The following is an 18,230-nucleotide window of genomic DNA, read 5'->3' as shown; positions in this document are numbered from 1 at the left end:
GAACTCCAGTTATTCCTGTTTTGCAGGATGCTCGCTCAACCAGTTTGCCAATCGGCAATATTGTTCAACGGTCACATTCTCTGCGCGGCTGGAGACATCGATTCCCAGCTCGGTGAGAATTTCCGGGGTGAACAGGTTGCCCAGACTATTACGTAGTGTCTTACGGCGCTGGTTAAACGCTTCCGTCGTGATGCGGCTCAGCACGCGAATGTCGCTGACCGGGTAGGGGATCTCGGCATGAGGAACGAGTCGCACTACGGCGGAATCAACTTTAGGCGCGGGCTTGAATGCCTCTGGTGGTACTTCAAGCACTGGGATTATCTGACAATAATACTGTGCCATGACGCTCAGGCGTCCAAAGGCTTTACTGTTCGGCCCTGCCACCAAGCGGTTAACCACTTCTTTCTGCAACATAAAGTGCATGTCGCGGATAGATTGAGTATAGGTGAACAAGTGGAACATCAGCGGTGTGGAAATATTATACGGCAGGTTGCCGAAAACACGCAGCGGTTGCCCAGCCTGTTCAGCGAGCGCGGCGAAATCGATCGTCATGGCATCTTGCTGAATAATCGTCAGCTTGTCTTTCAGCGTCGGATGCGTTTCCAACCGCGCGGCCAGATCCCTATCCAGCTCAATAACGGTAAAACGATCCATCCGCTCGCCAACGGGCGCGGTCAACGCGCCGAGGCCGGGACCGATCTCAACGATCGCTTGACCCGGTTGAGGATGAATCGCCGAAACGATGCTATCGATCACGAAGTGATCGTTTAAAAAGTTTTGCCCAAAACGTTTACGGGCGAAGTGACCTTGGTGTACGCGATTATTCATTACTGTGTTTTATCATTTTAATGGCAAGATTTAATGCCGTGATGAAGCTGCCGGGGTCGGCGCTGCCGGTTGCGGCCAGCTCAAGCGCTGTACCGTGATCGACCGACGTACGAATAAAAGGTAACCCCAGCGTGATATTAACGGCGCGCCCGAAGCCCTGATATTTCAGAACCGGGAGCCCTTGATCGTGATACATCGCCAAAACGGCGTCAGCGTGTTGCAGATACTTTGGCTGGAACAGCGTGTCGGCAGGCAACGGCCCAACCAGCGTGATGCCCTGCAGCCGGAGTTCGTCCAGCGCTGGGTTAATCACATCCAGCTCTTCACGGCCCATATGGCCGCCTTCACCGGCATGAGGATTTAGCCCACACACATAGATTTGCGGTTGAGCAATGCCGAATTTCGTCTGCAAATCGTGATGCAAAATCGTGATGACTTCGTGCAGGCTCTGGCGGGTAATCGCCGCAGAAACCGCTGCAAGCGGAAGGTGCGTGGTCGCTAAGGCGACACGCAGTTCTTCTGTTGCCAGCATCATGACGACACGGTCGCAGCGGCTGCGATCGGCGAAAAATTCAGTGTGTCCGCTGAATGGGACACCAGCATCGTTGATAATGCCTTTATGCACCGGGCCGGTAATCAGCGCGGCGAATTCGCCGTTCAGGCAGCCATCGCAAGCACGCGCCAACGTTTCAACGACATAAGCGCTGTTAGCGACATTCAGTTGGCCTGGAATGATGGTTGCCGGTGCGGCGATCGGCAGAATGGTCAGGCTGCCTGCCTGTTGTGGCTGTGCGGGCTGGCCGGGTTGATAGTCACGCAGCGTCAGCGGCATAGACAGCTGCAATGCGCGACTGAGTAACAGGTCAGGATCCGCACAGATCACAAGCTCTACAGGCCAGGCCTGCTGAGCCAGAGCAATCACCAGATCGGGGCCAATCCCGGCGGGTTCGCCGGGGGTGATCACAACGCGTGGCGTATTGCTCTCAGTCTGCATTAGTTACTGGCACCATTAATCACTTTGACATAGGCCGCTGCACGCTGTTCCTGCATCCAGGTTTGCGCTTCTTCAGCGAATTTACGATTAAAGATCATACGGTACGCCTGCTCTTTTTGCGCCGCGTCGGTTTTATCAACCTGACGGGTATCCAGCAACTGAATCAGGTGCCAGCCAAAAGAGGAGTGAACAGGCTGACTGATTTCGCCTTTCTTCAGTTTCAACAACGCATCACGGAAGGCCGGATCGTACATATCTGGAGAAGCCCAGCCAAGGTCGCCGCCCTGATTTGCTGAACCTGGATCCTGAGAGAGCAGTTTGGCTTGTGAGGCGAAATCGGTGCTGCCGTTTTTGATCTGCTGTGCCACTTCGGCCAGCTTGGCTTGCGCCTGGCTGTCTGTCATAACGACAGATGGTTTGATCAGAATATGGCGAGCATGCGTTTCGGTTACTGATACGCTTTTGTTACCGCCACGAATATCGTTCACTTTCAGAATGTGGAAACCCACACCAGAACGGATCGGGCCAACGACCTGACCTTTCTGCGCCTGTGTTAAGCGTTCAGCAAACAGCGTTGGGATCTCTTGTAACTTGCCCCAGCCCATTTGGCCGCCTTTCAGCGCCTGAGAGTCTGCGGAATAGGTAATGGCCAATTTGCCAAAATCCGCGCCTTCATTGATTTGTTTCAGCAGCGACGTTGCCAGATTTTCCGCCTCATCAACCTGCTGCTGAGTCGGGTTTTCTGGTAATGGGATCAGAATGTGGCTCAGATTCAGCTCATCGTTTTCACCGGTCTGGGTGGCGATTTGCTTAGCCAGCGTATCGACTTCCTGTGGCAGCACGGTAATGCGACGACGGACTTCGTTGTTACGCACTTCCGAAATCAGCATCTCTTTGCGAATCTGGTTACGGTAGGTGTTGTAGTTCAGACCTTCATAAGCCAGCTGGCTTTTTAGCTGGTCCAGAGACATCCGGTTCTGAGCGGCAATATTGGTAATCGCCTGATTCAGCTGCTCATCCGTCACCTGGATACCCATCTTCTGCGCCATTTGCAGGATGATGTTATCCATGATCAGGCGATCGGTAATCTGATGACGCAGCGTGGCGTCATCCGGCAACTGTTGCCCAGCCTGCTGGGCGTTCAGTTTTACCGACTGCAAAAGACTGTTTACATCACTTTCCAACACGACGCTGTTGTCGACCACTGCTGCGACTTTATCAACCACCTGTGGTGCTGCGAACGCGGTAGAGGCACTCAGTGCCAATCCGAGAATAAGCGTTCTCCAGTTCTTCATACCTTTCCCATTATTTCATCCGCAAGGCGGGTTAAAAGTTCCAACGTTTCAGTGAGACAGCCTGTTTGCCACATCTATACACGTCATACTTCAAGTTGCATGTGCGTTGGCTTCGTTCACTCACCCGAATCACTTACTTGAGTAAGCTCATCGGGATTCCTTCCCTTGCCGCCTTCCTGAAACTCGAATTATTTAGTGTATAAGAACTCCGTACTGCATCAGAATGCGCGCTGGTAAGGCAAAATACCTGAACGCAGCATTTTGTCGGAACCCAGACTGTAATTGCTGCTTAAACCACGTAATTCGATATTAAACGACACTTTGTTGTCGTATTCGCTGCTGCGGCTGGCACTATTCCAGTCGGTAATTTTACGTTCATAACCGACGCTCACAGCCCAACAGCAGGTATTGTACTGTAAACCAATCAGCTGGTTTGCCGGCTGATTAGCCTTGGTATCGTAATAATAAGCTCCAACCACCGCCCAACGCTCGACGATCGGCCAGCTCGCGGTGACACCCACCTGCGAGATACCTTGCTGGAATCCAGGGTTTCTGACATTAGGAATCATATCCTGAATATATTCAGGGCTGGCATAACGGTAGTTTAGCTGTACCAGACGTTCCGCATCGCGACGATATTCTAACACGGCGTCGCCCAGCGCGACTTCGTTCAGGCGGTTGTCATATTGCAGACCCCCGCGAATGCCCCACCTATCATCGATTTTCAGGAATGAATCACCGGCCCACACCTGGCTGCCGTTGTTATCACTTTTATCAAGAGACGTATTGCGGTCGCCGGTACGTGGACGATCGAAGTAATAGATTTGACCAATAGAAGCGTTAAAACGTTCAACCAGCGCATCATCATAAATACGCGTAGTGACACCGGTCACAAGCTGATTCGCGGATGCGATACGATCCAGACCGCTATAACTGCGATCGCGGAACAGGCCGGAATAGTCGGTCTGCATCAGCGTGGAGTCATAGGTATGGATACTGCTCTGATCGCGATAAGGCACGAACAGGTATTGCGCGCGAGGTTCCAGCGTCTGGGTATAGGCCTGCGACCAGTCCATTTCGCGTTCAAAGACCATTTTGCCATCGACTTTATATTGCGGCATCACCCGATTCACCGAATCTTTCAGTGCATTTTTCGAATCTTGTATATCTTGAGTGCTACTTGGTGTCGCACGATAGCGAGCCAGATTATCCTGTTGGTAGTGCGTCGCTAACAGCTTGGCTTCGGTATTCAGGCTGGCCCAGCGGTTTGCCAGTGGGAGATTCAGCGTTGGTTCAACGTGCAGACGAGTCGCTTCCGGCCGATTGTCGTTGACGTTGGTAAATTTTACCGCCTGACCATAAAGGTGCATATCAACCGGGCCGATATCATTCTGGTAATAATTGATATCAAGCTGCGGCTCAGCACGGTAGACATCACGGCTGGTTGCGTTGGAAAAGACCTGGAACCGTCTGGTGGACACCGTGGTATCCCAGTTTTGGTTCGCATAGCCTGCGCTGAGTTTTTGGGTGACGTAGCCATCGGTGGTCGAACCGTAGCGCGAATCCAGATCGGTGAAGTAGCGGTCGTCGCTGACTTTTGTGTAGTCCGCGTTAAACCGCCATACCTGATCCATCACGCCACTGTGACCCCAGTGGAACAGCCAGCGCGTATCGTTATCGTCCTGCGGGGAGACTTTTGCGTATTCATTGTCGCTGGGCAGCCAGTCAAACTGAATGACACCAAGGCCCGGCGTGGTCAGGTAGCGGAATTCGTTCTGCCACTGCATACCACGTTTAGTTTGCAGATGCGGGGTGATCGTGGCATCAAAATTAGGGGCAATGTTCCAGTAATAGGGCGTCAGCAGTTCGAAGCCATTGCTGCTACCATATTTCGCATTGGGGATCAGGAAGCCAGAGCGTCGTTTATCGCCGATAGGAAGCTGTAAATACGGGCTATAGAACACAGGTACGCCAGCAATCTTGAAACGCGCGTTCCAGATTTCAGCAACCTGCTCTTCTCTGTCTTGAATCACTTCCGAACCGACGACACTCCAGCTATTATCTCCCGGCAGACAGGAAGTGAAGGAGCCGTTTTCCAGAATGGTGTAGCGATTGCTGTCACGCATTTTCATTTTGTCGGCGGAACCACGCCCTTGACGGCCCACCATCTGATAGTCGCCTTCATAGACGTCGGTATCTTTGGTGTTCAGGTTGGCCCAGGCTTTAGGGCCTTTCAGGATAACCTGATTGTCGTCGTAGTGGACATTTCCCGTCGCAGTAATGGTACGCGTAGGCGTGCTACCCTGCGTTGTCGGATCCAGCTGGTTCAGCTCCACCTGCTCGGCGGTCATGACGCTGTTGCCCTGCTGGATGTTAACATTGCCGATGAATTTGGCGTTGTCGGGATAGTTGGCTTCGGTTTTGTCGGCCTGAATATTGACCGGCAGCTGATTAGGATCGCCTGTTACCAGCGGTCTGTTGTACGTAGGTACACCCAGCATGCACTGTGCAGCGAGATCGGCCAGCGCGTGCTGGCTGTAAAGCGCCGACCAAACCAGAGTGGCCAGCAGAGTTGGGAAACTTTTTTTCATACGTGGTATCAGGTGTTCCGTCATCAGGGGCATCATGCCGGCAAACGGTCAGAGACTATATCACTCGTTAGCGTTGCGCCAGTGTTAAATCCCCACCGCCTATACGCACCGCCGTTAGGTGCAAAGATAAATGACAGGTATGATAAAGCAATTTTTGGCTGACGGCATGAGGATTTGAGGAGTATATGCGGTATTGGGGAAAGTTGCTGGGGTTGGCGCTGGGAATCGTCTCAAGCGCTGGCATCTGGGGAATGATCATGGGCTTACTGATGGGGCATTGGATTGACAAAGCCCGGGCATCGCGTCGCCGTGATTATTTCTCCGCTCAGTCTACCCGTCAGTCATTGTTCTTTCTCACGACCTTTCAGGCCATGGGACATCTGACCAAATCCAAAGGCCGGGTGACGGAAGCCGATATCAAGATCGCGACCAAAATGATGGATCGCCTTGAGCTGTTTGGTGAGGCCAGAACCGCCGCTCAACGGGCTTTCCGTGAAGGAAAGACCAGTCATTTCCCTCTGCGAATAAAATTACGCAAGCTACGCGATGCCTGTCTGGGACGTTTTGATTTAATTAAGATGTTTCTGGAAATTCAACTTCAGGTCGCGTTTGTTGATGGCGTTTTGCATCCAAATGAACGACGTGTGTTGTATGTGATTGCCGATGAGCTGGGCGTGACGCGCGAGCAGTTTGAGTTCTTTCTGCGGAATATGGAGAGTAGCACGGGGCAACAGTCGCGGCAGAATCAGTCACGCCAGAACGGTAAATCGCATCAGCGCCGCAGTAACGGTCACTCCAGCGGGAGCTACTCCAACGGACACTCTTATGGCGGCCAACGCCCGGCTTCACCGCCGCGTGGGCCAACGGTCGAAAGTGCCTGTCGTACGCTGGGCGTGCGCAGCAGCGATGACGCGGTGACGATTAAGCGCGCCTACCGCAAGCTCATGAGCGAGCATCATCCCGATAAGCTGGTCGCCAAGAAGCTTTCGCCGAGGATGATGGAGATGGCCAAGCGCAAAGCGCAGGATATTCAGGCCGCCTATGAACTGTTGAAAAGCGCGAATCAGACAAAATAATCCGCATCCTTCCTCTTCTTACACCTTCCCCGTTTTACCGCTCAACCAAACCCGATTTGCAAATACCGTCAGCGCATCGGCCTCAGAAATCCGCTTCGCAACGAAAGTGCATTGGGGTATTGAACTCAGGGTGGGTGATTGCCAGCTCTTGCGCGTGTAGTAAAAGGCGGGGGGCGAGTGCTTTGGCATCGGGATGCGCATAAAAGCCATCGCCGAGGATAGGGTGACCTAGCGCGAGCAGGTGAACACGCAGTTGGTGGGAGCGACCGGTAATCGGCATCAGCTTGACGCGTGTTGTACCGTCAGCGTCACGCGAAAGTACCTGATATTCAGTCTGTGCTGCTTTTCCTGTTTCAAAGCAGACTTTCTGTTTCGGGCGGTTCGGCCAGTCGCAGATCAGTGGCAGGTTGATGACGCCTTCATCCTGCGCCATATGTCCCCAGACGCGGGCAAGGTAGGATTTCTTGGGTTCACGCTCGCGAAATTGACGCTTTAATTCGCGCTCGGCGGCTTTCGTGAGCGCGACGGCAATCACGCCGCTGGTTGCCATATCCAGACGATGTACAGATTCTGCTGTCGGATAGTCAGCCTGAATACGGCTCATGACGCTGTCTTTGTGTTCTGGCGCACGGCCGGGAACCGACAGCAGACCGCTGGGTTTATTCACCACCATGATGTGCTGATCCTGATACAGAATATGCAACCAGGGATCGGTAGGCGGATTATAGGGTTCCATCGGAGCACCTTCAGACAACATATAATGTGTGATATTAGGGAGAACACGGGGATGAGGTTCCCGCAGGGAGACCTCGCCCCGTGGTATGCCCGTGTATCTCGATTTTTCAAACAACGTGTCTTTATAACAGCGGTATGAGGTTTATGCCTATACCGCTGTCAGAAACGTTTACTGATGTGTCACCACAACCAGACGAATTGCATCCAGACGCCAGTTGGCTTCATGCAGGTTGCTCAGCACCTGCTCGCGCTGGTTTTCCAGCGCAGTCAGCTCATCTTCACGAATATTCGGGTTGACGGCTTTCAGCGCTTCCAGACGTTCCAGCTCGCGGCGCAGTTGCAGGTCCGCCTGCTCCTGAGCTTCGGCGATGAGCTGGCGCGCCTGCGTTTCTACTAACGCTTCCGCCTGTTGCAGCATGGCGTGAACATCGGCCTGTACGGCATTCACCAGCTTGCTGGACGTATGGCGGTTTACCGCATTGAGCTGGCGGTTGAAGCTTTCAAACTCAACCTGTGCCGCCAGATTGGTGCCTTTACGGTCCATCAGCAGGCGAACCGGCGTAGGCGGCAGGAAGCGGGTCAGTTGCAGGTGTTTCGGTGCCTGCGCTTCCACCACGTATACCAATTCTGCCAGCAGCGTGCCGACTGGCAGCGCTTTATTTTTCAGCAGTGACACCGCACAGCTTCCGGTATCGCCGGACAGCACCAGATCGAGCCCGTTACGGATAAGCGGATGTTCCCAACTGATAAACTGTGCATCTTCGCGAGAGAGCGCCTGATCGCGATCGAAGGTGATCGTACAGCCGTCCTGCGGCAGACCTGGGAAGTCTGGCACCAGCATATGATCGGATGGCGTCAGGATGATCAGGTTATCGCTGCGATCTTCCTGATTAATGCCAACAATATCGAACAGGTTCAGGGCGAACGTCACCAGATTGACGTCATTGTCCTGCTCGGCAATGGCTTGCGCTAGCAGCTGAGCCTGTTCGCCACCGTTAGAATGCATTTCCAACAGGCGATCGCGGCCTTGTTCAAGCTGTTGCTTCAGGTTGTCGTGCTGTTGACGGCAAGTGTGAATAAACTCATCCAGCCCCTGCTGTTCGCCGACCGTCGTCAGTCGCTCGATCAGCTGTGCATGGTGCGCATCATAGATGGTACGGCCTGTCGGGCAGGTGTGCTCAAACGCGTCCAACCCTTCGTGATACCAACGTACCAGCAAGGCCTGCGCGGTATTTTCAAGATACGGCACCATGATCTGAATTTCTTTGGCCTGTCCGATACGGTCCAGACGACCAATACGCTGTTCCAGCAGGTCGGGGTTGAACGGCAGATCGAACATCACTAAATGGCTGGCGAACTGGAAGTTGCGGCCTTCGGAACCGATCTCTGAACAGATCAGCACCTGTGCGCCTTCTTCTTCAGAAGCAAAATAGGCGGCGGCGCGGTCACGTTCCAGAATAGACAGTCCTTCATGGAAGACGGCGGCGCGGATGGCTTCACGCGTGCGCAGCACCTGTTCCAGCTGTAGCGCGGTGGCTGCCTGTGCACAGATCACCAGGATTTTTTCATCACGATTGGCGGTCAGGTAGTTCAGTAACCATTCCACGCGCGGATCGAAGTTCCACCAGGTGGCATCGTCCCCTTCGAGCTGCTGATAAATTTGTTCCGGGTACAGCATGTCGCGGGCGCGGACTTCCAGCGCCTTATTCGCGTTCATAATGCCGGACACTTTTATCGCCGTTTGGTACTGCGCTGGCAGCGGCAGGCGGATTTGATGCAGGACACGCTGCGGGAAGCCTTTAACCCCCTGACGCGTGTTACGGAACAGCACACGGCTGGTACCGTGGCGATCCATCAGCATGGTGATCAGTTCCTGACGCGCTTTCTGATTGTCATCGCTGTCGCTGTTGATGGCTTTCAGCAGCGGCTCGATATCCTGTTCGCCCAGCAGATCGCTCAGCGCATTCAGTTCAGCCGTTTGGGCTTTTTCGCCCGCTAACAGCAGCGTGACGGCGTCGGCGACAGGACGGTACTGCTGCTGTTCAGCAACGAATTCCTGATAGTCGTGGAAACGGTTGGGATCGAGCAGGCGCAAGCGCGCAAAGTGACTCTGTTGGCCGAGCTGTTCCGGCGTTGCGGTTAACAGCAGAACGGCCGGCGTGGCGCGTGCCAGCGTTTCAATGGCCTGATATTCCGGGCTAGGGCTTTCTTCGCTCCAGACCAGATGGTGGGCTTCATCCACCACCAGCAGATCCCAGTCGGCGTTGACGAGCTGCGCAAAGCGCTGGGCGCTGCGTTGAACAAATCCCAGTGAGCAGATCACCAGCTGTTCAGTTTCAAACGGATTGCTGCTGTCCAGCTTGGCTTCGGCGTAGCGCTCGTCGTCAAACAGTGAGAACAGCAGGTTAAAGCGGCGCAGCATTTCGACCAGCCACTGATGTTGCAAGGTTTCCGGCACGACAATCAGCACGCGACTGGCACGACCCGCCAGCAGTTGCTGGTGGATGATCATCCCCGCTTCAATGGTTTTCCCCAGACCGACTTCGTCCGCCAGCAGAACGCGTGGCGCGTGGCGTTGACCGACTTCATGAGCGATATGAAGCTGATGAGGGATAAGGCTGGCACGCATGCCGCGCAATCCGACCTGCTGCTGTAGCGCCTGTTCGTTCTGATGCTTGCGGGCGCGATAGCGCAGGGCAAAGCGATCCATACGATCGATCTGCCCAGCAAACAGGCGATCTTGCGGTTTGTTGAACGTCAGTTTGCTGTCGAGGAAGACTTCACGCAGTTCCGCCGCCGTTTCATCGTCCAGGCGTTGGCCGCAATACACCAGCAACCCTTTTTCTTCTCGCACGTCATCAACTTTAAGCTGCCAGCCTTCATGGCTGGTGACGGTGTCGCCGGGATTGAACATCACGCGGGTGATGGGGGCGTCGCTGCGGGAATAAAGTCGGTTTTCACCGCTGGCAGGGAAAAGCAGCGTAATCATACGCGTATCGACGGCAACAACCGTTCCCAGTCCAAGTTCGCTTTCCGTATCGCTGATCCAGCGCTGACCAAGTGTAAAAGGCATAAATTCTTAGCTCGATGTTCGTCTGTGTCGGAGGAATGTCTGATTACATTATCGGTTGACGATAATGCTGCTGATGCAAATTCAGAAAGGGCGTTATGGTAATGGATGACGGTGCGTTCGTCACCCCTCAAACTTGCTGTGGCGCGAATTAGCCTGTTTCATGTAAAAACATGAATACCTGCCTTTTAAAACCTGAGTAACGTTCATTTAAAACAAACCCATCTGACCTGTTACCAGTGTAGCAAAATCGTCGTGCAGGAAAGGCAGAATCGCGTCCGCGACGGGCTGGAGCTGGCGTTCGACATAATGCTGGTAATCCAGCGGAGAATGGCGGGTTTCCAATGGTTCGGGGCCGTTGACGGTCATCACATAGCTGATCCAGCCGCCGTTTTGGTATTGCAGCGGTCGTCCTTGCTGGCGGTTATAGTCATCGGCGATTTTCGCGGCTCTGGCGTGGGGAGGCACGTTGCGCTGGTAGTCATCGAGCCGGCGGCGCAGCCGTTTACGGTAGATCAGCAGATCGTCGAAATCCCCGTTCAGGGTGCGATCGACATAATCCCGCAGCCAGTCCTGATAAGGCTGTTGCTGAAAAATCAGCAGATAGAGCTGTTGTTGAAACTGCTGCGCCAGCGGTGTCCAGTCGGTGCGCACGGTTTCCAGCCCCTTGAACACCATCTTTTCGCCTTGTGGCGTGTCGATCATGCCGGCGTAGCGCTTTTTGCTGCCTTGTTCCGCACCGCGAATCGTTGGCATCAGGAAGCGGCGAAAGTGCGTTTCAAACTCCAGCTCCAGCGCGCTGGTCAACTGCTGAGTGTCTTGCAGGTGCTGTGTCCACCAGTGGTTAACGTGCTGCACCAGCGCGTTGCCAATCTTTGCTGCTTTCTCTTCGCTATGCGCGTGCTTCAGCCAGACGAAGGTAGAGTCGGTATCGCCATAAATTACCTGATAGCCCTGTTCCTCAATCAGTTCGCGCGTTTTGCGCATGATTTCATGGCCGCGTAGGGTGATGGAGGAGGCGAGACGCGGATCGAAGAAGCGGCAGCCCGTCGCACCCAGCACGCCATAAAAAGCATTCATGATGATCTTTAGCGCCTGCGACAGTGGCTTATTGTTGGTACGCTTCGCCGCTTCACGTCCTTGCCAGATTTGCTCGACAATCGCCGGCAGGCAGTGTTGTTCACGGGAGAACCACGCGCCGCGAAAGCCGGAGATGGCGTGCTGAGCATCAGGGTTTTGTGTCCCTACCGCCAGCCCGACCGGGTCGATCAGGAACGTACGGATGATGGAAGGGTAGAGGCTCTTATAATCCAGCACGAGCACCGAGTCATACAGACCGGGACGCGAATCCATCACAAATCCGCCGGGGCTGGCTTCAAGCGCGACGTCACCCAGATTCGGGGCAACGTAACCCATGCGATGCATGCGCGGCAAATAAAGGTGGGAAAATGCTGCAACGGACCCCCCGCTGCGGTCGGCCGCCAGACCGGTGACGCTAGCGCGCTCTAGCAAGAAAGGCAGCAGCTCGGTTTTGTCGAAAATACGCGTGACCAGCTCGCAATCTTGCAGGTTATATCGCGCGAGAGCGGGCTTATCTTCAGCAAAACGGCGGTCGATTTCATCCATTCGCTGATAGGGCGTGTCGATAGCTTTACCTTCCCCCAGCAGCGACTGCGCGACGAACTCCAGACTAAACGAGGCAAAATTCCATGTCGCAGACTTGAGCGCTTCAATGCCGTCGATAATCAAACGGCCAGTGGCGCTGGCAAAAAAATGTCCCTGTTTAAATCCGTGCTCTCGCCACTCTAACGCCTGCCCGTTACGTCCCAGCTTGAGTGGAATGTTGTAGCGCTCGGCATGTTTCTGCAAGACGCGCAGGTCAAACTGCACCAGATTCCAGCCGATGATGGCATCGGGATCGTGCTGCTGCATCCAGGTATTCAGCTTTTCCAGCAGCAACGGGCGGCTGGCGACGTACTCCAGCGTAAAATCCTCGTGCTCGGCAGGCGTGCCGTTTGGTGGGCCGAGCATGTAAACCTGACGCTGTCCGCAGCCTTCCAGCCCGATGCAGTAAAGCTCACCGTGGCGGGTAGTCTCGATATCCAATGACACCAGTTTGAGCGTCGGGCGGTAATCGGGATTCGGCTTCATGCGAGCGTCCGTCATCAGGCTATCTGAAACGGCGTTGCCGCTAAACCACACTGGCGCGGTGATAAAGCGCTCCATCAGAAAGCGTTCCGTCGGACGAATATCCGCTTCGTAGACTTGAACGCCGCTTTCACGCAGCAATTTCTCCAGCCGCAGCAGCTGTCGGTATTGCGGGCAATACAGCCCCAGCAGCGGCTGATGGTGGAAATCCTGCATGGCGAGCGGTTTTAACTGCCAGCGTTTTTCCTGCTGTAAGAGCGTTCTGGCGCGGGCTTCTTGTTGTGCGGGAATAAAGGCAACCGACTGCTGTACCGGCAGGCGCGCGAGCAGCGGGCCCTCATCGGTGGCCAGCCAGAATTCAACCTGCGTGCCGGCTGGTGTGTCGTTCCAGTGGCGGGTCAGTAGAAACCCCTGACGAACCTGAGTCACTAAGCGGCCTTTTATAGCGAGCGGGATAGGGAAGAATGGTAGAGATAAGTATGGTTATTTATACAGGTGATGTCCAGTATCTAGCGACATCACCTATGAGAGAGAAGAAGGGAAAATGGATTACTGCTCGTTGCCGGAGGCTGAAACCACGCGGTTGCGGCCTTCTTGCTTGGCTTGATACAGGGCTTCATCTGCCAGCTTGAAGGTGCGATCGATTGGCATATCGCTGACGCCCGGTTCCCACAGGGCAACGCCTAATGAGATGGTGATATTGCCCACGACAGGAATGGTCAATTCCTGCACGCGCTGTCGTAGCCGTTCAGCGATGCTGAGTGCGACGTCGAGACTGGTTTCCGGCAGTAGAATCAAAAATTCTTCACCGCCGCTGCGGCACAGGATGTCGGCATCGCGTGAGTTGGTGCGAATAAGCTGTGAGAGATATCGAATGACGTTGTCGCCGACATCGTGGCCGTGGGTGTCATTGATGCGCTTGAAGCGATCGATATCCAGCGCGATGACCGCAAAGCTTTTTTGCCCCATTTGCCAGTAGCGGAGCACGCTATCCAACCCGCGACGATTGAGCAGTTCGGTCATGGGGTCTGAGTGTGCTTCAGAACGCAACTTACCAATTTTGCGCTGGAGTAAATCGATACCCAACAGCATGGCCTGTTTGAGCTGCGAGGCTTCGAAATACCAGGAGTGGATATTTCTGATGTCGTCGGAGACATCGAGTGCATCCATCTTATTGGCACTGCGCGCCAGCAGCCACAGCGGCTGGGCGATGAGTCGAGCCAGCAGCCACACGCAGAAGATGGTCAACAGCGCGAGCGGAAGCGTGTGACGCAGCACGTTCAGCATCAGGCTATCGAGCGGTTTCAGCGTGATGTCCATTGGGCGAAGCGCCACAATCTGCCACTGTGAGGTGGCTTCAACGGCGTAACCCGCCAACATGGCTTCGTCCAGATAGTTCACCATATGCTGGCTGCCATTATTTTCATGATGCGCATCGATCTGCAGATTATTGGTTTCTGTTTTGCCAATACGTTCCATGTCACGGTGATACAGCATTTTTTTGTTCTTATCGGTAACGTAAATATAAGAACCATCGCGGTAATAGTGTTTGTCTAAGAGCGTATTGAGCACGCTGGGCTGCTTAAGATAGATCGAACCACCGATAAACCCCTTATAGCGGCCATCTCGTGTGAATATCGGCGAAGATATCAGCACGATGAGGTTATTGGCGGCGGAGACATAGGGCTGGCTGATAAGTGGCTGCTTTTCTTTCAAGGCTTCGAGAGCGCCTTCTGATGTCAGGCTTCTCCCGATTAATTGGAACGTATCGGGCGATGTGGCTCTGACGATGCCTTTTTCATCGGCAATGACGACAGAGTTAAAATTGCTGGTTTGTAGCCGCAGGCGCTCGGCTTCTTTAAACAGACCGACTTTATCATCCATTTGGGTAGCGGCGATATTGGCGCTGTAGGCGAGCTGCTGCTGGGATTCTTTAAAGAAGGAATGGGTCATCGCCGCGAGCTTGGTGGCGTAAACGCGGTTGGCTTCAAGCGTGTTATCAATCAGCAGCTCTCGTTGGACGCGATAGCTGGCATAAAAACTGTTTGCCAGTGTTACCAAGGCGCTCGCCACTGCCAGAAGTAGGATAAGACGTCGTAATCCGACATGTTTGAATAGTTTAAAAAACATAGTGGCAGTATGGCACAGTGGCAAAAAATGACCGCTATCATAAGTGTTGAGGCTCGTCCGTGCAAAAGAATTGACCATAAAACAACATTACTGAAGTGGTGCTAACGGCTTGAATTGGAAAATGATATTGCGTGTGTCTTGATAAGGGGAATAGTTGATATTTATCAGAACGTACAGGCTTTCTATACCCGCGAGCTGAGATCGCTTCAACGCGGGATAGATAAACTATGCTACATATTTTCAGTAGGATATTGCTGGGTTTCGTGCTAGCAGACGGAGGATCGCTCGTTCCTGGGAGACGAAATCGTGTGGTAATCCGGCATGTTGGTTTTTACCGTAGCCACAATCGAATGAGGGGTGAAATCAGGAGTTGACGGCTTCTGCTATGATCCAGACAATCCTTATTTTTATAACGTACGGGTAGATTTTATGGAAGCGTGGCTGGATCATCTGGTTACCCAATCGCTAGCGTATTCACTGATCGCCGTCATGCTGGTTGCCTTTCTTGAATCTCTGGCTCTGGTGGGGCTGTTGTTGCCGGGAACGGTGATGATGGCAACGCTGGGAGCACTGATCGGCAGCGGACAAATGGGGCTCTACCCAGCATGGGCGGCAGGGATTATCGGTTGCCTGCTAGGGGACTGGATTTCCTATTTTATTGGCATGCGTTTTAAGGCACCGCTGCATAACTGGTCTTTCCTGAAAAAGCATCAGGCGTTGCTGAGTAAAACGGAATATGCCCTGTATCAGCACCCGATGCCGACGATACTGATTGGGCGTTTTGTCGGCCCGACGCGTCCGCTCATTCCGATGGTGGCGGGGATGCTGGGGTTACCGCCTTATAAATTTGCCGTGCCGAATATCATCGGCTGCCTGCTGTGGCCGCCGGCCTATTTCTTACCCGGCATTTTGGCTGGTGTTGCGATTGATATTCCCGCGGGGACGAACAGCGCAGGATTTAAGTGGCTGCTGCTGATTACTGCCATCATGGTGTGGGGCGCAGGCTGGCTAAACTGGCGCTGGTGGCGCAGTGATAAGCGTAAAAATCATGACTGGTTTAGCAGAAAGATGCCGCTCAGACGTTTGCGCTGGGTCGCGCCCGTGATGTCCGTGGCGGCTGCTGCCTTGCTGATCGTACTACTACAGCATCCTCTGATGCCAGTTTACCGCCATCTGCTCTGGCAGGTGTTAAACGGGTAATGTTGGGCAGGCCGGGAAGACCCGGCCAAGCCATTTAGCAGTAAAACTCAGCGACCTGCTCGAAAATACGCATTTCTTCACCGTGACGGCGAACCTGAAGGACGTCCTCCAGCTTTTCCACCTGACTGATCATTTGCTGTAGCCGCTGGTCATCTTTAACCAGTAGCCAGATCCGGCTTTCCTCTCCATTTGCCAGCGGCATACACAGAATGCCTTCCACGTTAAATGCCCGGCGGGCAAACAGGCCGCAAACGTGTGACATCACACCGGGGTGGTTGCGCACCGAGAGTTCCAGCGTGACCTGATTTGACGTTGCTTGCGTTGGCGAAGTTGGTTGAATTGACATAGTCATTAATCTCCGATCATATCGATGTTCGCGGCACCCGGTGGCACGATGGGTAACACTTTTTCATTGGCGTCAATAAGCACGTGGATCAGCGCAGGACCCGGCTGGTTGAGCATCTCTTGCAGCGCGGCCTGTGGATCGGCGGCGGCGTTCAGATCGCAGGTTGCAAAGCCAAAACCTGCGGCAATCGCGAGGAAATTCGCGCTGTAGCGGTAATCGGCCGCGAAGATGCGCTTCTGGAAAAACATATCCTGCTGTTGGTGAACCAGACCGAGCGACTGGTTGTTCATCAGGACGATTTTTACGTTAAGTCCTTCTTCTGCCGCGGTCGCCATTTCCTGAATATTCATCATCAGGCTGCCATCACCCGAGAAACACACCACGGTGCGATCTGGTTCAGCCAGCGCCGCGCCAATCGCCGCAGGCAGGCCAAAGCCCATCGTCCCAAACCCGCCGGATGTCAGCCACTGGCGCGGACGACGCAGCGGATAAGACTGCGCGACCCACATCTGATGCTGGCCGACATCGGTCGTGATGATGGCATCATCCGTCAGCGCCTGTGCCGTGGCCTGAACCAGACCATAATGGCTCAATGGATCGTCAGCGCCCGGCATGCTGAACGGAAATTCCTGTTGCAGCCCGCGAACGGTGGTACGCCAGACGTCACGCTGCTGCGGCGTAATGTGCGGCAGCAGCTGATCCAGCGCGTGTGCGACATCCGCGTTGATCGCCACGTGCGGCTGACGGATCTTACCCAACTCGGCGGGATCGATATCGATATGAATGATGCTGGCCTGCGGGCAAAACTGCTCCGCTTTACCAATCGCGCGATCGTCAAAACGCGCACCCAGCACAATTAACAAATCTGCCTGCTGTAAGATCAGATTGGTTGATCGTGCGGCGTGCATACCCAGCATCCCGAGCGACAGGGGATGATCGACGGGCATGGTGCCCAGCGCCATCAGCGTCATGGTGGTTGGCAGGCTGGAACGTTCCGCCAACTGAAGCGCCTGTTCGTGCGCAACGCCGCTAACAATCCCGCCGCCCAGATAGAGCACCGGACGCTGAGCCGCATTAATCATGGCCGCAGCCCGCTCGATTTCCTGCTGGGCAATGGCGGGTGGTGTGTCGAGAGGAAAGACGCCCGGCAGTTCGCTCAGCTCAATGGTCGCATTCTGAATGTCTTTTGGAATATCGATCCACACAGGACCGGGACGGCCCGACTGTGCGATGCGAAAGGCTTCTGGAATCACGCGCGGCAGCTCATTGATGTCGCGAACCAGATAGTTATGTTTGGTGACGGGAATAGAGATGCCGTAGGTGTCGACTTCCTGAAACGCATCGGTACCGATCATGCTGGAAGGCACCTGACCGGTGATGCACACCAGCGGGATCGAATCCAGTTTGGCATCGGCGATGGCGGTGAGCAGGTTGGTCGCCCCCGGCCCGCTGGAAGCCATGCAAACCGCGGCGCGTCCGCTGGCTCGCGCCATGCCTTGTGCCATAAATCCAGCACCCTGCTCGTGGCGAGCCAGAACGTGGCGAATCGTCTTACTTTGACCCAGTGCATCATATAACGGCAGGGCCGCGCCGCCGGGAATGCCCGCTACGGTGGTGATGCCCTGCTGTTCGAGCAGCCGAACAATTAACTGAGCGCCTGTATAACGCATGTTTACATCCTTCATCAGGGCCGGTGCGGTGTCGGAGCGGGGAGGGTAGAAACAAGAAACCCCGCTCGGCTTGCGCCGGCGGGGTTTGAGAATCTTCGATTCGGAACCCGTTACGGCGCGCTGCCGACGACGACCACGACGACCACG

The 18,230-nt window shown here is 54.4% G+C and carries 12 protein-coding genes; 2 read left to right on the top strand and 10 right to left on the bottom strand.

The window, feature by feature from the left end:
• Window positions 1-9: 9 nt before the first annotated feature.
• The 4 genes from rsmA to lptD form a co-directional block, all read right to left on the bottom strand.
• On the bottom strand, window positions 10-828 hold the full coding sequence (gene rsmA, locus HP572_RS16665; RefSeq protein ID WP_014916690.1) for a 16S rRNA (adenine(1518)-N(6)/adenine(1519)-N(6))-dimethyltransferase RsmA: 819 nt from the start codon (window positions 826-828) through the stop codon (window positions 10-12).
• Window positions 821-1,822 (bottom strand): 4-hydroxythreonine-4-phosphate dehydrogenase PdxA, encoded by a 1,002-nt coding sequence (gene pdxA / locus HP572_RS16660; RefSeq protein ID WP_240583796.1) that lies wholly within the window; start codon window positions 1,820-1,822, stop codon window positions 821-823. Before pdxA ends, rsmA begins: the two co-directional genes overlap by 8 nt.
• Entirely contained in the window at window positions 1,822-3,117 is a 1,296-nt protein-coding gene (gene surA / locus HP572_RS16655; protein ID WP_205551744.1) for a peptidylprolyl isomerase SurA, read from the bottom strand. Before surA ends, pdxA begins: the two co-directional genes overlap by 1 nt.
• A gap of 218 nt (window positions 3,118-3,335) precedes the next feature.
• Entirely contained in the window at window positions 3,336-5,744 is a 2,409-nt protein-coding gene (lptD, locus tag HP572_RS16650; protein ID WP_240583795.1) for an LPS assembly protein LptD, read from the bottom strand.
• A 149-nt stretch (window positions 5,745-5,893) separates the two neighbouring features.
• On the opposite strand from lptD, the gene djlA reads away from it, so the two are divergent.
• Window positions 5,894-6,784 (top strand): co-chaperone DjlA, encoded by an 891-nt coding sequence (gene djlA / locus HP572_RS16645; protein ID WP_240583794.1) that lies wholly within the window; start codon window positions 5,894-5,896, stop codon window positions 6,782-6,784.
• A gap of 82 nt (window positions 6,785-6,866) precedes the next feature.
• On the opposite strand, the gene rluA is transcribed toward djlA, so the two are convergent.
• From rluA to HP572_RS16625, 4 genes are all read right to left on the bottom strand, one after another.
• Window positions 6,867-7,520 carry a bifunctional tRNA pseudouridine(32) synthase/23S rRNA pseudouridine(746) synthase RluA gene (rluA, locus tag HP572_RS16640; protein WP_240583793.1) on the bottom strand — a complete coding sequence of 218 codons (654 nt, stop codon included), beginning with the start codon at window positions 7,518-7,520 and terminating at the stop codon, window positions 6,867-6,869.
• 168 nt (window positions 7,521-7,688) lie between these two features.
• Entirely contained in the window at window positions 7,689-10,592 is a 2,904-nt protein-coding gene (rapA, locus tag HP572_RS16635) for an RNA polymerase-associated protein RapA (protein WP_240583792.1), read from the bottom strand.
• A gap of 207 nt (window positions 10,593-10,799) precedes the next feature.
• Window positions 10,800-13,166 (bottom strand): DNA polymerase II, encoded by a 2,367-nt coding sequence (locus tag HP572_RS16630; protein WP_240583791.1) that lies wholly within the window; start codon window positions 13,164-13,166, stop codon window positions 10,800-10,802.
• Window positions 13,167-13,286: 120 nt separating this feature from the next.
• Window positions 13,287-14,867: a sensor domain-containing diguanylate cyclase gene (locus HP572_RS16625; RefSeq protein ID WP_240583790.1), complete on the bottom strand. Its 1,581-nt coding sequence runs from the start codon at window positions 14,865-14,867 to the stop codon at window positions 13,287-13,289.
• Between the two features lie 429 nt (window positions 14,868-15,296).
• Here HP572_RS16625 and HP572_RS16620 point away from each other — a divergent pair, with 429 nt between their 5' ends.
• Entirely contained in the window at window positions 15,297-16,067 is a 771-nt protein-coding gene (locus tag HP572_RS16620; protein ID WP_240583789.1) for a DedA family protein, read from the top strand.
• 34 nt (window positions 16,068-16,101) lie between these two features.
• Here the strand turns inward: HP572_RS16620 and ilvN are convergent, their stop codons facing one another.
• Together ilvN and ilvB are read right to left on the bottom strand one after the other, a co-directional pair.
• The gene (gene ilvN, locus HP572_RS16615) at window positions 16,102-16,413 is read right to left on the bottom strand and encodes an acetolactate synthase small subunit (protein WP_029368145.1); all 312 of its coding nucleotides are present in this window, start codon (window positions 16,411-16,413) and stop codon (window positions 16,102-16,104) included.
• Between the two features lie 5 nt (window positions 16,414-16,418).
• Window positions 16,419-18,083 carry an acetolactate synthase large subunit gene (gene ilvB / locus HP572_RS16610; RefSeq protein WP_240583788.1) on the bottom strand — a complete coding sequence of 555 codons (1,665 nt, stop codon included), beginning with the start codon at window positions 18,081-18,083 and terminating at the stop codon, window positions 16,419-16,421.
• Window positions 18,084-18,230 lie beyond the last annotated feature (147 nt).

Source organism: Pectobacterium sp. PL64 (assembly GCF_022477975.1).
Classification (GTDB): domain Bacteria; phylum Pseudomonadota; class Gammaproteobacteria; order Enterobacterales; family Enterobacteriaceae; genus Pectobacterium; species Pectobacterium jejuense.
The sequence above is the reverse complement of the archived record's forward strand: the minus strand, read 5'-3'. Positions and strand labels throughout refer to the sequence as shown.